We start from the raw sequence: 14,269 nt of genomic DNA on the forward strand, positions 1-14,269 counted from the left end.
GTTTTATTGTTTGATTACGATTCTAGTGTGTAGTTTTTCGTTTTCCTGAACCCGTATCACGTAATAGCCATTGGGCAAGTCAGCAGTGTTTACGGTGTAGGATTGCATTCCTGCCTGTAGGGTTGTGGTAGCTACTTGCACTGTATGTGCTGTAGCAACACTGGTTAGGGTTACTTGTACTTGGGCAGGGTCGTTGAGTTCAAAACCTATGTAGAGTTGTTCTTGGAACGGCACAGGATATACCTTGATAAACTCTGCTTTTTGAGCAGCAAGTGCTAGCAATACGGCATCTTCTTCGGCAGTAACAGTGGTTTCATTTTTTGGTCGCAACACTAGTGATATTGGCGTACCAGGTTCTTTCCAAACGCCTATAAAACTATCGACATCGGCTAGTAAATAAGGCGTGTTGTTGTAGGTTTTTTGACTCAAGTCCATACCCAAAACACTATAATCAAGTGGATAAGTCTTAAAACTATGGCTGTAGAATTGCTCAAGGTTGAAATTGAAACCTTGCAAGAAAAGATTATTGTTATCGAAAAGCACTAAATCTTCAAAAGTCTTGCCCTCAAAAACAATCTTGGTTTGCAGGTCGCCCAATTCGTTTTTGCTGAAAGTGATGTCTATAGGCAAAACGCGCAAAGGAGTTATTCCAGACCAGTCGTATTCTATAAAACGTCCTGTCCATTCACCCACAATATCATTGGTTTTTAGGACTTTGGTCTCTACAGCGTTTTCAGTAACCATTTCTCGGCTGGCAGCAATTACTTCTGGTGCTATTTTTTTATCTCCTTCATTGGCTTTTTCAATGGCCTGATCGGCTTGAGACAACACTTGCTCTCGTTTGTCTATTTTTATGTTCTTCAGGAATGCTCTGCTATTTGGGGTTTTGTTGCCATACAAATATTCCAAGGCTTTGTCAGTATTTTGTGGTACTCCGTAACCCAAGTAATAACACACTCCGAGCCAGTGTTTTGCCATATCAAAATCACTTTTCTCGAACCAAGCTACGGCTTGGCTGTAATCTTGTGGCACACCAAATCCTTTGAGATACATATAACCCAAAGAATAAGCGGCTCGGGAATTTTTTTTATCAGCCGCTTTTTGAAACCATTCTACCGCTTTGTCCATATTGAGGGTACAACCTTGCCCCTGACGGTACAAGTTTCCGAGGTTGAATTGCCCAATGGCACTGTTATTGTTGGCGGCTTGCTCAATATAGGTAAATCCTTTGGCTTCGTCTTTGGCTACACCAAGTCCTCCCACATACATCAGCCCGATATAGTTTTGGGCTAAGGGTACACCAGACTCTGCACAAGGCAAGAGGTCTCGAAAAATTTTGTCATAATCTTTGAAAAGCGCATCGCTTTCCATAATTTCTTTGGCAGTTTCCAGCTTGATTTTGCAATCGGTCTGTGCCGTTACTCCCAAAGCTAAAAACAAGAGCATCAATGTGTACGTTTTTTTCATTTGCAATTATTTAGGTGTTATTAATTATTCCTTTATTCATCTTTTAAATTCTGATTTTGTCTTTTATCTTTGTTCCTATTAATTCTAATTCCATTGAAAACCATTTGAAGTAGAACCTTTGGATTCGTTCACTTTCACATTGTATTCTTTGCAAGTTTTAGCAAACTCTTTTTCGAAATTGAATCTTAAAACACCAAGTTTGGGTTTTAATAAATTAGAGTCAAAACTTAAATAAGAGTTGGTCAAAAGTTGATTCAAATGATAGCTATAAATAAGTTTATACAATTTTTGTTTTTGGTCTTTGGTCAAATCAGGATTGCCTTTGCTTAATTGCATATACTCAGGTTTGGCTTTTTCTATAGCTTCTTCTCTGTAATTATCCACTACAAAATAACAGTATTGGTTGTAGGTAACTAATTGGCTGATTTTTTTGGCATACCGATTTCGGGCTTCCTTAATTTTGAAATTAAACAGAGTTCCTGGGTCTTCAATACTGAATGGCGCATTGGCTTGTTTTTTTCTAGTATCCAAATCTTTTAAAACTTGATTTCGTTCGTCTATGATTTTTATCAAATCTTTGGTTTTATCATCAGTAAGTCCTGCACGTTTGGCATTTATGTAAAATACTTTTTCCATTGCGGCGGCTACAACACTTGCATTATGAGGTTCTTTTTCCGCCGATTTTGTAGCAGTTTTTGTTTCTTCATCAGGAATGGATGCGTTTTTTGGCTCATCAAAATTTTGAGCTTGGATTGCTGTTGCAAGCAAAAGAATTGCTAGATAAATTAGTCTTTTCATATTGTTTTGTTTTTTGGAATTTTATATTTGGAATTTATATTTCAGTACCATTCGATTTGCTTGGTAGCCGTATTGATTCTAAAAATGCGCTCGTAGCCATTACTTTTTTTGCAGAGTACTAGAAACAATCCATTGTCGGGTATTTTAGAAAAATGGATTGCATTATTTTTTGCAGTCGCCTCTTCGATTTTTTTCCAACCATTGTCCCAAACCAGAAGCTTGAAAACTTCATTATCAAAAACTTCAAAGGAATTAAAATCCAATGTTGGTCCTTTTATAGTCTTGTCTCTAGTAATACTATATGAAAATGTTTTAGCATAATTGGGCTTCAACAAGATTTGATTCTTCTTGGCATCCAATAATATGGGATATTGTTCTTTTTGCATTTTTTGAGTATCAGCCAAATAAAAACTAGGCAAATACACGATACTCGTTCCTAAATTATTAAATTCTATAGTGTTTGAAGTTTTCTTTCCCCAATCAGTAGCGCACCATTTGCCAAGATTAAAAACATTCAGATACCCAACGGTTGCTGGATTTGTTGCAGGAATTGAATAACTTATTTTTCCGACAGGCACATATTCTGCCGTAACATCTACAATGTTTTTATCTTTCATAAATCCATCGGGTATCATCTTAGAATCTACTGTAGTTGCTAAAGCAGTTTGTTGAATGGAATAGGTTTTACGAAACACTTTGGCTAAACGTTTTTCGGTAGCATTATAAGCATAAGGCAAACCTTTGGAATTACCAAAACAGTTGCCGTTGAACGGAATATGTTCACCTTTTTCGGTAATTATTGTGTTCCAAAAATGCCTTTTAGAAGATGCTCCGTAAAAAGGAGTAAAATCAAAAGTTACTGCAAGCCCCATCGAGCGACAAGCCAATAAGGTTAAATTAGCCAAGTCACTACAAGCTCCTTCTCTTCTAAATAGCAATTGTTTTGGACTCAAAAAAGGGATTGGATCGGGACGACTGTCTAAAAACATGAAATTTTTAAGTTCCAAAATTACATTCGTAGCGACTTCGGCAGCTGCATTTTTATCAGCAACAGTATTGCTGGCATTAGAGACTAAAAACTGATAGTCGCTACGCCAATCTTCCAAAGGCTCGGTCATACTTCGATAAGGCAAAATGTATTCACAAAAAGTAGCAAAATCATACGATTTAGACCAAGTATTATTCCTCCAAGAATCAAAAGCCAAGTCAATGTTTTTAATTAATAATTCAGGAGTTACAGCATCAATATCCTTTAATTGGTAGGTTTGAGGTTTAATTTTTATACTGTTTTTTAGTTTTTGAAATTCGGCTACGGCAATTTCTTTATTGTCATATTCAAGTTCGTTAAAAGAGATTTTTTTGCCGCTCTCATCTACCCAATTATAATTTTGAGATTGTTGGATTGTAATATTATCTATCAAAAAAGCGACCGCTTGTTGTTTTTGGACATCGTTTTCATAATGTGCTGTCAATAGGTTTTTTAAGTTTATTTTTTTTAATACCGTACTGTCTTTGGGCTGAGCCAACAAACTACAAGTACAAATCAGAAAACAGAATAAGTATTTTTTAACCATAATTACTTTCTTACATTTTTTATCAAAAGTCATAAAAAAAAAAACAATTAAATGTTAAAATTAAGTTAAGTTTTAAATTTATTTAACCTCTATTTTCTTAAAAAAGCTAAAATTTGTAATTCGAATCTTCCAATCAATAAGCAAGTATGAAAATTAATTTTTTTTCCATTTCTTACATTTTAGTACTCATTACTTCAATCATAAACTGCTCTAGTAAAAGCCTCCCTTTTCTCAAAGGAGATTATATTTACTGGATTTTTACACTGACTATTGTTTCCTTCGTATTTGCAGTAAAAACCAAAATTAAAACACTAAAAATCAATGTATTTGATGGTCTATTAATACTACTTTCAGCCATTGGAATAATCCATTTTATATTTTTATCAAAAGCTACGGTTTACAATACATCTATTTGGAATTACACTGGTTATTTGGCAATTTATTTAATGTTTAGAAGTTATTGCACAACAGCTGATATCGTTAAAAAAGTACTTGAAATCCTATTGTGTTTTTGTTCCATTACAGCAATCATCAATGTCTTTTGGATGTTTTTACAATGGAAGCATTTGGTTTCATCTCCCAATGAATTTTTCGTGACCACAGGAATCTTCTTTTCGCCTAACCAGTTAGGTATTTATTTAAGTATTGGCTGCCTTTGTACTTTGTTTTTATTGCAAAAAACAAAAGTTTTATGGCTAAAAATTGGCTTGGGATTTAGTTTGCTATTAATTTTCGTTGGGCTTTGTATTAGTGAATCCAGAGGTGCTTTTATTAGTTTATGTATAGCAATCGCTTACTATTTTTATCATTCGAGAGTAAAAACGAAACCTCTTTTTAATTGGAAAACAGTTTTAGGAATTGGTCTGCTTTTAGCCAGTAGTTTTTATTTTGTCGAAATTGTTAACAAGAACAAAACAGAATCTACTTCGGGACGTTATTTTACTACCCAACAAGTTATAAAACAAATTGCTCATAATCCTTTAGGCTACGGTGTAAATTCATTTTCTTTAGAATATAATAAAGCCAAAGCACAGTATTTTGAAAATAATTCCAATTGGGAAGAAATGAAAAATGCAGGCTATGTTTATAATACTAACAATGATTTATTAGAATTGACTTTTGAACTTGGCGTTTTATGGATTGCCTTTTTTTTAGTTTTCATAATACTACTTTTCAAGAAAAAAGACATCGCTTTTGAAATTCAAACAGCTCGAACAATATTACTTTGTTTACTGCTTTTTTCGCTCACAAACAACATTCTTACACTACCCATTTTTGCAATAATAGCTTGTATTTGCAGCATTATAATTATAAATTCAACATTCCCAAAAGTGATTTATGAATTTGAAAATAAAGCAATCTATAAATACATTGGAATTGGACTTATCCTGTCTTTTGCATCCATACAAATTAATAGAATCTATGCAGAATACAAACTATACAAATTGTATGAAGATGAAATTTATCTAAAAGGAGAAAATCAATTACAAGGGTATTTATCCAAAATTGACAACAAAGGTGAGGAACTTTTTGTTGGAGGAATCATTCTTATCAAAAATGGATACAAAAAAGAAGGAGTTAACTATATGCAAACTGGTTTTGAACGTTCTGGAAAACCAACTTTAGGAAGAATCCTTGCCAATGGATTACGAAAACAAAAAAAATACACCCAAACCGAAGATATTTACAAATACAATAAAAATGTTGAACCCTATCGATATGAAGCTCGAATGGATTTATTTGATTTATTCGTAGCAACTAAACAAAATGAAAAAGCAAAAAAAATGGCTTTAGAAATCATCAATTTACCAATTAAAATACCATCCACTACAATTATCAGCTTTAAGAGAAAAGCCAAATTATATCTTAATGAGTTTGAGAGTAAATATTAAGAAGAAGAAATTGCATTTTGGCTTTAATATACAAGATTTCCATAAAAGATTTTTTTTCATTTACAAATTAGCAACACTATCCAATTCCCATTTTAGTGGTTCTATTTGTAGTTTAAATCGAGGCAGATTTTTACTTTCCATAGGTTGAGAATTGGGTAATTTCAATCTTAGAGCATCTACTTGCACGCCGTTTTTCCAGAATCGATAACAAACGTGTGGTCCTGTTGCCAGTCCTGTGCTGCCTACTCTACCAATAATGCTTCCTTGGGTAACTCGTTGTCCTCTTCGAACCAAAATTCTGGACATATGTAAATATTGAGTAGAATAGGTTTTGTCGTGTTTTACTTTTACAAAATTTCCGTTTCCGGCGGTGTAACCCGTTTGTTCCACAATTCCTGATGCCGTTGTCATAATTGGAGTTCCTGTTGGCGCAGCATAATCGGTTCCTTTGTGGGCTTTCCAGATCATTTGTACGGGATGAAATCTACTTCTCGAAAAACGCGAAGTAATATTTGCATATTTGAGTGGCGATTTGAGGAAAAAATTCTTGAGTGCCTTTCCGTCTTCGTCATAATAATCAATTTTGCCTCCTTTATTTTGAGCAAAAGGAAAAGCATAAACCATTTTGCCTTTGTATTCAAAAAAAGCTGCTTTCAAACTATCAACACCATCATAAATAGTGTCATCAATATATCTTTCAGTAAAAATAACTCCAAATTGATCACCCTTTTTTAACTTGAAAAAATCGATTGACCAAGCATATACTTTTATTAATTTATTGGCCAATGCTGGATCTACTTTTTGCCTATGTAATTCTTCTGAAAACGAACCTTTTAATTCTCCAGCAATGGTTCTTTTTTTAATTCGAATAGGTCTTGTTACTTTAGAAACGCTAACCGAATCTCTAAAATCAATAATAAAATAACTAGCTCTGTCAGGCTGATAAATAGCATATTGTAGTTTTTTGTAACGGTCTTTTGAGCGCAAAAAAGTATAAGGTTTCCCGATTCTAACGGTTCTAACATCAAAACTATCTTTTACTTTCTGGATGATATCATAAACTTCATTACCACCAAGATTTTGGTGCTGAATGATACTCCCAAAAGTGTCTCCTCTTTTTATGGTGTCGTGAAGAACATTAAAATCGTTGAAATTAAAACCAAATTGTTCTGTTCTTTGATGTGCCTCGAGCTCTGGAGTGATGCTCTCAGATTCTGTTTGTTTACAAGAAAATATTGAAAACAAAACGATAATAATTAGAAATACTTTTTTCAAATTAGCTATAATTATTTATTTATCAAGCGGTCTTTTCGGAATCAATTAAAATTTGAGTCAAACATCAACTACGCTTGTTTTTTTTAACTTTTAAGGGAAATTTTAACCCTTTGTAACTATCTAAATCTGCTTTTATGGAGCCTACAAGAAGGCTTGCTTTTATTCGAACAGGCAGTTTATTGTTGTCGTCTGATATCCAAACAGTTAAACTTTCTTCTTCTTTAAATACGCGTCCAGTTTGAACTAATGGTCTAAATATCATTGTCGAAACGATTCCAAATTTAGTTCTAATATCCTCACGCCCTATAAACTTTAACCTAAATTTTGTAGTTTTATCGTCAAAAAACATATCGATTGCCACAAATTCTCCCACTTTCATTTTATCAATATTGGGATAATTTCGCAGATAATAAAAAGACGATAAAATATCTTGGGTGTTTTTGGGAATAGAAAAGGTCTTCTCGGTATTGTGTTTGTAATCTTTTACTAAAACCTTATTCTCAGATGGGTTGAAGAATCCTTCTTGATTTTTGGTATAACCACCTTCATCAGTTTTTCGAACATATTGATACGGGCTACCTGTTTCTTTATCAATATAACTTTCGAAGGTGTCATCTACTTTAAAAAAAAATCGAGAAACTCCAGTCGTATAGCCTTTTCCGATAACTTTAAAAACTTTTTTTTTATTTATTATGGCTTCTTTAATTTCTAAAGTGGCGTAACCTGCTTGTACAAACTGGTAATGGACTCTAAAAACAAATTGTTCTCCTACATCAAAAGCCGATTCCTTTTGAGGTGTAAATCCTAAGACAGCAAAACCTATAAGTACTAGAATAATTTTTTTCATCCTTTTTTAAACTATTGTTTTACTGCTAAACAAATTTTGTTCCAAATGTATTAAAACAAAAAAACTCAGTCAAATAATGACTGAGAATTCATGCTATTAACTAACCAAAAAAATATAAATTATGAAAATTTATATGAAATGCGAAAGGAAACCACCCCTTTCGTTTTTTCAGGTGCAAAGGTACAACTGGTTTTAGATAAAATTTAATAAAAATAAAGTTTAACATATTGAATGCAAACACTTAAATTGATTTCAACTTATTTTTTTACATTATATAAAAAAAAGTGGGTTTTTCTGTTGTCTCTATAAATTTTATTTTGGCTGTTTGCGATTTAAAACCCAAATCCAATGCTAAACCAAGTAAATCCTTTGGTGATTTCTGGCGACCAAGTGTATTTTATTTCTATTGGACCAATTATGGTTTCTAATCCATAACCTATTGCATATCCCGAATATTTTGGCAAAGATATCCAGTCTAACGAATCAAAAAGATTGGTTCCGATATTGGCATAATTAGCTGAAAAATTCAAATGGTTTTTCTTGAAAACCTCATAATCAATTGCTAAAGAAGATTTTAGATAACTATCTCCTGCAACACTCAAGAAATCATATCCATAAAATGGCTTGAAATTATTAACTGGAATAAAACCGTAGCCTCCCAAAACAAAATCAAAATATGGAACGCTTTTTTCTCCTATAGAAAAACCTCCTTCTGTTTGCAATTTGAAGGTGGTTTTATTAAAAACTTTTACTGCAATACCAGCATCGGCTTTGGCTATCGAAAATGGATTGAATTTTCCTGAATAATCTGTAGAAAATAAATAGTTATGAATATCGCCCATAAGATACCATCCTTTTGTTGGAAAATATTGATTGTTAAACGAATCATATTTCATATAAGCATAAACGCTACCATATTTACTTCGGTCTATAACGGAATTTGAGTTGACAATTGTTTCAGAATTTATATTTAAATATTTGTGTTCTAAACCTAAGCCTATAAGGAATTTTTGAGCAAATATGGATTGAAAATACAACTGATTAGTTAAGTCAAGAAAATTAACATTTATAGAATTTATCGATGGATCAATAGACAAACTACTGATTTGCTTTGTAACATTCTTGTTGAATTGATTCAATTGCGATTTAAATCCAATACTCAAATTGTATCCATTATCGATATAATAGTCTAAATTATAGCGCACATTGTCGCCTATAATCAAATCGAGTGAGGCTACATCGTTTTTAAAAAAGGTGTTTTTATTAGTAATATTGGCCAAAACGGCACTTTTAAAGAGTCCGTCATAATGCAATCCGAATTTAAGATAGGTAATAATTGGATTTTCAATCAAATTAAGAACTAAATCGTCTCCTGTACCATTGGGTTCTAAGGAATAGGTTACCGTTCCAAAATTATGAGTAGCATCAATATTATTGATTCCTGTTTCTAAATCTTTATAATTGATTTTTGCTCCAGACTTAAATTTCAACTTTCCTTCGATATAAGCTTTGGAATAATGAACCAAATTATGGCATATTATATTTACAATTTGCAAACTGTCAGATGCTACTTTTAATTTGGGTTTTAGATAAGGATTTGATTTATCTGCTAGTTTATCCAAATCTTCATAAACCGTAAAAGCTGCTTCTTCGCCTCTAAGAATAATTTCTTTTGCTTTTTCAAAAGAGACAATTCCAATGTTTGTGATGTCTGGTTTAATATAAATGTTGGTATTTTTAGAATTGGCATTCATTTTTTCAATCATCTGAAGGTTCGTGATTTGAAATAAAATTTTGGTGCCATCCTGAAGCTCTTCTTTGCCTCTTAACCCACTTTGCATATCTACACCTATAATGATGTCGGCTCCAAGTTTTCTAATTTCATCAATGGGATAATTATTAGTAACACCTCCATCTACCAAGAGTTTTCCGTCAAGAATTACGGGCGAAAAAACCGATGGCAATGCTGAACTGGCAAATAAAGCTTGCGCCAAAACTCCTTTGTCTAAAATCACTTGTTTTCCTAGTTCAATATCAGTTGCCATACACAAAAAAGGAATTGGCAATTGATTAAAATCCCTCACATGTCTGGCATGCAAAGTAAGTCGGTTAAACAAATTGTAATTAAACATCCCCTTTGAAAGAGATTGAGGCGCTCCTATTTTGAATTTATTAAACGGGAGAATTAGGGCATACAACTCATCATTTCTTTTTTCGTAAAAACTTTTTGACGAACGAGGAATATAATCAATTAACAAATTATCGAAATTGGTTATCCTAACAATTGAATCTAATTGTGTGGCGTTATACCCCGAAGCATAAAGACCTCCTATTACAGCTCCCATACTGGTTCCTCCGATGAAATCTATTTTTACACCCGCTTGTTCTAGCACCTTCAAAACTCCTACGTGAGCAAATCCTTTGGCTCCACCTCCACTCAAAACCAATCCAATTTTTGGTCTTTTGATAGTGTCTTGCGAAAAAGACAATTGAAAAGCGAAAAGAAGTAAAAGGAATGGGGCAAATTTTTTCATTGTGATTTGCTAATTGGTTTTGTAAAAGTCGGTAATTTTTTTGGCTTTTGATACACCTACAATGTCCGAAATTTCTTTTTCTGTTGCCAATTTCAATCTTTTAACACTTTTGAAATGTTGAATCAAGGCTAACATGGTCTTTTCGCCAATTCCTGGAATGCTTTCTATCGAAGAATTCAATGCCGATTTGCTTCTTTTATCCCGATGATGGGTGATTCCGAAACGGTGTGCTTCGTTCCGTAATTGCTGAATTACTTTCAACGTTTCCGATTTTTTGTCTAAATACAACGGAATAGAATCACCCGGATAAAATAATTCTTCTAATCGTTTGGCAATACCAATAATCGCAATTTTTCCACGCAATCCCAATTCGTCAATACTTTTTAACGCCGAAGACAATTGTCCTTTTCCTCCGTCAATGATGATGAGTTGTGGCAAAGGTTCGTTTTCGTCCAACAATCTTTTATACCTTCTGTAAACTACTTCGGTCATCGAAGCAAAATCATCTGGGCCTTCGACGGTTTTTATGTTGAAATGGCGGTAGTCTTTTTTGCTCGGTTTACCGTCTTTAAAAACCACACAAGCCGAAACTGGATTGGTTCCTTGAATATTCGAATTATCAAAACATTCAATATGACGCGGCTCTACTGGCAATCGCAAATCTTTTTGCATCTGCGCCATAATTCGGTTGGCGTGACGGTCAGGATCTACGATTTGCAATTGTTTCAATTGTTCGATGCGATAAAACTTGGCATTGCGAATGGACAAATCCAAAATTTGTTTTTTATCGCCCAATTGCGGAACGCTCACTTTTATTTTTTCGCCCAAATCTACTTCAAACGGAACAATAATTTCTTTGGATAATAACTGAAAACGCTCCCGAAGTTCGATAATTGCCAATTCTAATAATTCTTCGTCGGTTTCGTCCAATTTCTTTTTGATTTCCATTGTATGCGAACGAATAATCGACCCGTGTGAAATTTGCAAGAAGTTGACAAAAGCAGCACTTTCGTCCGAAATTATCGAAAACACATCAATATTGGTGATTTTCGGATTGATAATCGTGGATCGGGATTGGTAATTTTCGAGAATTTCAATTTTTTCTTTTATTTTTTGGGCTTCTTCAAAGTGCATTTTGCTAGCCAAATCCATCATCAATTTCTTGAAATCCTTCATTGATTCCTTGAAATTTCCTTTCAAAATTTCCCGAATGGCATCAACTTGTTTTTGGTATTCTTCCAAAGATTCATAGCCTTCGCAAGCCCCTTTGCAATTGCCAATATGATATTCCAGACACACTTTAAACTTTCCGCTTTCGATATTCGAGCGAGACAAATCATAATTGCAAGTTCGGATTGGATACAACTCTTTTATCAATTCTAAAATAGTACTTACTGTCTTGAAACTCGTATAAGGTCCAAAATATTCTGAACCATCCTTGACCATTCTTCTGGTAGAAAATATTCTAGAGAAAGGTTCTTTTTTGATGCAAATCCAAGGATAACTTTTGTCATCACGCAACAACACATTATAGCGGGGTTGCAAGGTTTTTATCAAATTGTTTTCTAATAAAAGTGCATCGGTTTCCGTTGGAACCACAATGTGTTTTATGGTTACAATTTTTTTGACCAACACATTGGTTTTGGCCGTATCGTGAATTTTATTGAAATAGGAAGAAACCCTTTTTTTAAGATTTTTGGCTTTGCCAACGTATAAAATCTTCCCTTCCTTATCATAATATTGATAGACACCAGGGCCGTCAGGCAAGGTTTGAATTTGAAGTTCGAGAGTTGGGTTGTTCATATAACAAAGTTAACCTGAAAAATATGAAGTTCCAAATTAGAGCAACTAGCTAATTTTCTCAAAAGTTATAGTAACTTTATCAAAAATATCACAACAATGATTTACTGGAAGAAACTCTCGCAAGAAGAAAGAAAAGAAAGAATACAAAGCGCTTTGAAAGAAAATGTAAATTTTTCTAACGATGCTTCTTTAGGTTATCCCGCTTCAAAACTAGACGGAAAAGTATTTTATGACGATGCGCCTTTTTTGAAAGATGCACCCACTTTGCAAACCTATGTTGCCAATCCGAATCACATTGGATGCCATACTTTAGGAACTTCTGAAAGTGCTTTCAAAGGAACACAAGAAATAGAACGTGAGGTTTTAAACGTCATTGCTGTTGATATTTTCAAGGCTCAACCCAATTCGATTGACGGCTATATTTCGCCAGGAGGAACTGAAGCCAACATTCAAGCCATTTGGATGTATCGCAACTTTTTTATGTATCAAAAAAAGGCAAAATTGGACGAAATTGCCATTTTAACTTCAGAAGATACTCATTATTCGATTCCAAAAGGAGCCAATCTTTTGATGTTAGATTTAATCAAAATTCCAGTTGCTTTCGAAAACAGAGAAATTGACAAAATAGCTTTGGAAAATGAAATCATCAAAGCCAAACAAAACGGTAAAAAATATTTTATCGCCATTGCCAATATGGGAACAACAATGTTTGGTTCTGTTGACAATCCCGACGATTATACTTCGGTTTTAGAGAAACACAATGCCGAATACAAACTCCATATTGACGGGGCTTATGGCGGTTTTGTATATCCGTTTAGCAATCAAAAATCGACTATGAATTTTAGCAATCCGAAGATTAGTTCCATTACCATTGACGCTCACAAAATGCTGCAATCACCATATGGAACTGGTGTTTTTGTTTGTCGAAAAGGGCTAATAGAAAATGTTCTGACTAAAGAAGCCCAATATGTCGAAGGAATGGATTTGACCCTTTGCGGAAGTCGTTCAGGTGCTAATGCAGTGGCAGTTTGGATGATTTTATTTACTTACGGCCCGTTTGGTTGGTTCGAAAAAGTAAGTATTTTGCAAATGCGAACTCAGTTTTTGTGTCACGAATTAGACGAATTGAACATCCAATATTTCAGAGAGCCTTTTATGAATATTGTCACTATTCATTCGCAATATATTAGTGAGGAAATTGCCAAAAAATATGATTTGGTGCCCGAACAACACAATCAAGATAATAAATGGTACAAAGTTGTATTGATGGACCACGTAGAAGTGCAACATTTGACTTCCTTTATAAACGATTTGAAAACGATGATTCATGCTTAAAAAAGAACTGCGACAAAAATACAAAGCCTTACGCAACCAACTTTCAGAAGAAGATTTGGAGGAAATGAGTTTGGCTATAGCCAATAAAATACTAAAGTTGCCTATTTGGGAGAAAACCTATTTCCATATTTTCTTGCCCATCACAGAACACAAAGAAGTCAACACCGAATATATTTTGCATTTACTTTCTGGAAAAGATAAGGAAATTATCATTTCGAAAAGTGATTTTGAAACAAGAGTAATGACTCATTTTCTTTTGACGGATAATACCAAAATCAAGAAAAACCAATACAACATTCCAGAACCCGTTGACGGCCTAGAAGTTCCTTCAAAAAAAATAGAGGTGGTTTTTGTACCGCTTTTAGCTTTTGACAAAACCGGACATCGAGCGGGTTATGGCAAAGGATTTTATGATAAATTCTTGAGCGAATGCAAAGTAGAAACCATTAAAATTGGGCTATCCTTTTTTGAAGTCGAAGAAACTATTGATGATGTTTTTGAGAATGATATAAAGTTGGATTATTGTGTAACGCCAAATGAAGTTTTCAAATTTTAATCGAAAATAAGCACAATTTTAAAATTTTTGAATTAGAACAAAATAAAAAGGCGCCCTCAAAACCTTTAAGAACGCCTTTTGCAAAATACTAAAACAAAACTAACTAATTCAACCTCAATAATTTAAAAACAACCAATTTTTAAACATCCATAACGCATAAAAATTTTAAATATTGTGTTGAAATAAAA

Annotated in this window: 10 protein-coding genes; 3 read left to right on the forward strand and 7 right to left on the reverse strand. The window is 33.6% G+C overall.

Annotated features, from left to right (window positions below; translation table 11 throughout):
- Positions 1-3 precede the first annotated feature (3 nt).
- From C3L50_RS08165 to C3L50_RS08175, 3 genes are all read right to left on the reverse strand, one after another.
- Complete coding sequence (locus C3L50_RS08165; protein WP_103805683.1) at positions 4-1,467, reverse strand: T9SS type A sorting domain-containing protein; 1,464 nt, start codon at positions 1,465-1,467, stop codon at positions 4-6.
- An 84-nt stretch (positions 1,468-1,551) separates the two neighbouring features.
- A complete protein-coding gene (locus tag C3L50_RS08170) occupies positions 1,552-2,265 on the reverse strand; it encodes a hypothetical protein (RefSeq protein WP_103805684.1) in 714 nt (237 codons plus the stop codon).
- A gap of 41 nt (positions 2,266-2,306) precedes the next feature.
- A complete protein-coding gene (locus C3L50_RS08175) occupies positions 2,307-3,839 on the reverse strand; it encodes a transglutaminase domain-containing protein (RefSeq protein ID WP_133158865.1) in 1,533 nt (510 codons plus the stop codon).
- Between the two features lie 146 nt (positions 3,840-3,985).
- Here C3L50_RS08175 and C3L50_RS08180 point away from each other — a divergent pair, with 146 nt between their 5' ends.
- Positions 3,986-5,731 (forward strand): O-antigen ligase family protein, encoded by a 1,746-nt coding sequence (locus C3L50_RS08180; protein ID WP_103805686.1) that lies wholly within the window; start codon positions 3,986-3,988, stop codon positions 5,729-5,731.
- 60 nt (positions 5,732-5,791) lie between these two features.
- On the opposite strand, the gene C3L50_RS08185 is transcribed toward C3L50_RS08180, so the two are convergent.
- The 4 genes from C3L50_RS08185 to uvrC form a co-directional block, all read right to left on the reverse strand.
- Positions 5,792-7,006 carry a M23 family metallopeptidase gene (locus tag C3L50_RS08185; protein WP_103805687.1) on the reverse strand — a complete coding sequence of 405 codons (1,215 nt, stop codon included), beginning with the start codon at positions 7,004-7,006 and terminating at the stop codon, positions 5,792-5,794.
- A 64-nt stretch (positions 7,007-7,070) separates the two neighbouring features.
- Positions 7,071-7,853 (reverse strand): DUF3108 domain-containing protein, encoded by a 783-nt coding sequence (locus tag C3L50_RS08190; RefSeq protein WP_103805688.1) that lies wholly within the window; start codon positions 7,851-7,853, stop codon positions 7,071-7,073.
- A 332-nt stretch (positions 7,854-8,185) separates the two neighbouring features.
- Positions 8,186-10,387 carry a patatin-like phospholipase family protein gene (locus tag C3L50_RS08195; protein ID WP_103805689.1) on the reverse strand — a complete coding sequence of 734 codons (2,202 nt, stop codon included), beginning with the start codon at positions 10,385-10,387 and terminating at the stop codon, positions 8,186-8,188.
- A 9-nt stretch (positions 10,388-10,396) separates the two neighbouring features.
- Entirely contained in the window at positions 10,397-12,190 is a 1,794-nt protein-coding gene (gene uvrC, locus C3L50_RS08200) for an excinuclease ABC subunit UvrC (protein ID WP_103805690.1), read from the reverse strand.
- A gap of 96 nt (positions 12,191-12,286) precedes the next feature.
- On the opposite strand from uvrC, the gene C3L50_RS08205 reads away from it, so the two are divergent.
- Together C3L50_RS08205 and C3L50_RS08210 are read left to right on the forward strand one after the other, a co-directional pair.
- Complete coding sequence (locus C3L50_RS08205) at positions 12,287-13,525, forward strand: pyridoxal-dependent decarboxylase (RefSeq protein ID WP_103805691.1); 1,239 nt, start codon at positions 12,287-12,289, stop codon at positions 13,523-13,525.
- A complete protein-coding gene (locus C3L50_RS08210) occupies positions 13,518-14,081 on the forward strand; it encodes a 5-formyltetrahydrofolate cyclo-ligase (RefSeq protein ID WP_103805692.1) in 564 nt (187 codons plus the stop codon). Before C3L50_RS08205 ends, C3L50_RS08210 begins: the two co-directional genes overlap by 8 nt.
- Positions 14,082-14,269: the final 188 nt, after the last annotated feature.

Origin of the sequence: Flavobacterium alvei, from assembly GCF_002920895.1 — a bacterium.
In the GTDB taxonomy this organism is placed as follows: domain Bacteria; phylum Bacteroidota; class Bacteroidia; order Flavobacteriales; family Flavobacteriaceae; genus Flavobacterium; species Flavobacterium alvei.

Bases quoted from the DNA above. Each gene is read 5' to 3' on its own strand.
- C3L50_RS08165 (WP_103805683.1), bottom strand. From the start codon at position 1,467: ATGAAAAAAACGTACACATTGATGCTCTTGTTTTTAGCTTTGGGAGTA.
- C3L50_RS08170 (WP_103805684.1), bottom strand. From the start codon at position 2,265: ATGAAAAGACTAATTTATCTAGCAATTCTTTTGCTTGCAACAGCAATC.
- C3L50_RS08175 (WP_133158865.1), bottom strand. From the start codon at position 3,839: ATGGTTAAAAAATACTTATTCTGTTTTCTGATTTGTACTTGTAGTTTG.
- C3L50_RS08180 (WP_103805686.1), top strand. From the start codon at position 3,986: ATGAAAATTAATTTTTTTTCCATTTCTTACATTTTAGTACTCATTACT.
- C3L50_RS08190 (WP_103805688.1), bottom strand. From the start codon at position 7,853: ATGAAAAAAATTATTCTAGTACTTATAGGTTTTGCTGTCTTAGGATTT.
- C3L50_RS08195 (WP_103805689.1), bottom strand. From the start codon at position 10,387: ATGAAAAAATTTGCCCCATTCCTTTTACTTCTTTTCGCTTTTCAATTG.
- uvrC (WP_103805690.1), bottom strand. From the start codon at position 12,190: ATGAACAACCCAACTCTCGAACTTCAAATTCAAACCTTGCCTGACGGC.
- C3L50_RS08205 (WP_103805691.1), top strand. From the start codon at position 12,287: ATGATTTACTGGAAGAAACTCTCGCAAGAAGAAAGAAAAGAAAGAATA.
- C3L50_RS08210 (WP_103805692.1), top strand. From the start codon at position 13,518: ATGCTTAAAAAAGAACTGCGACAAAAATACAAAGCCTTACGCAACCAA.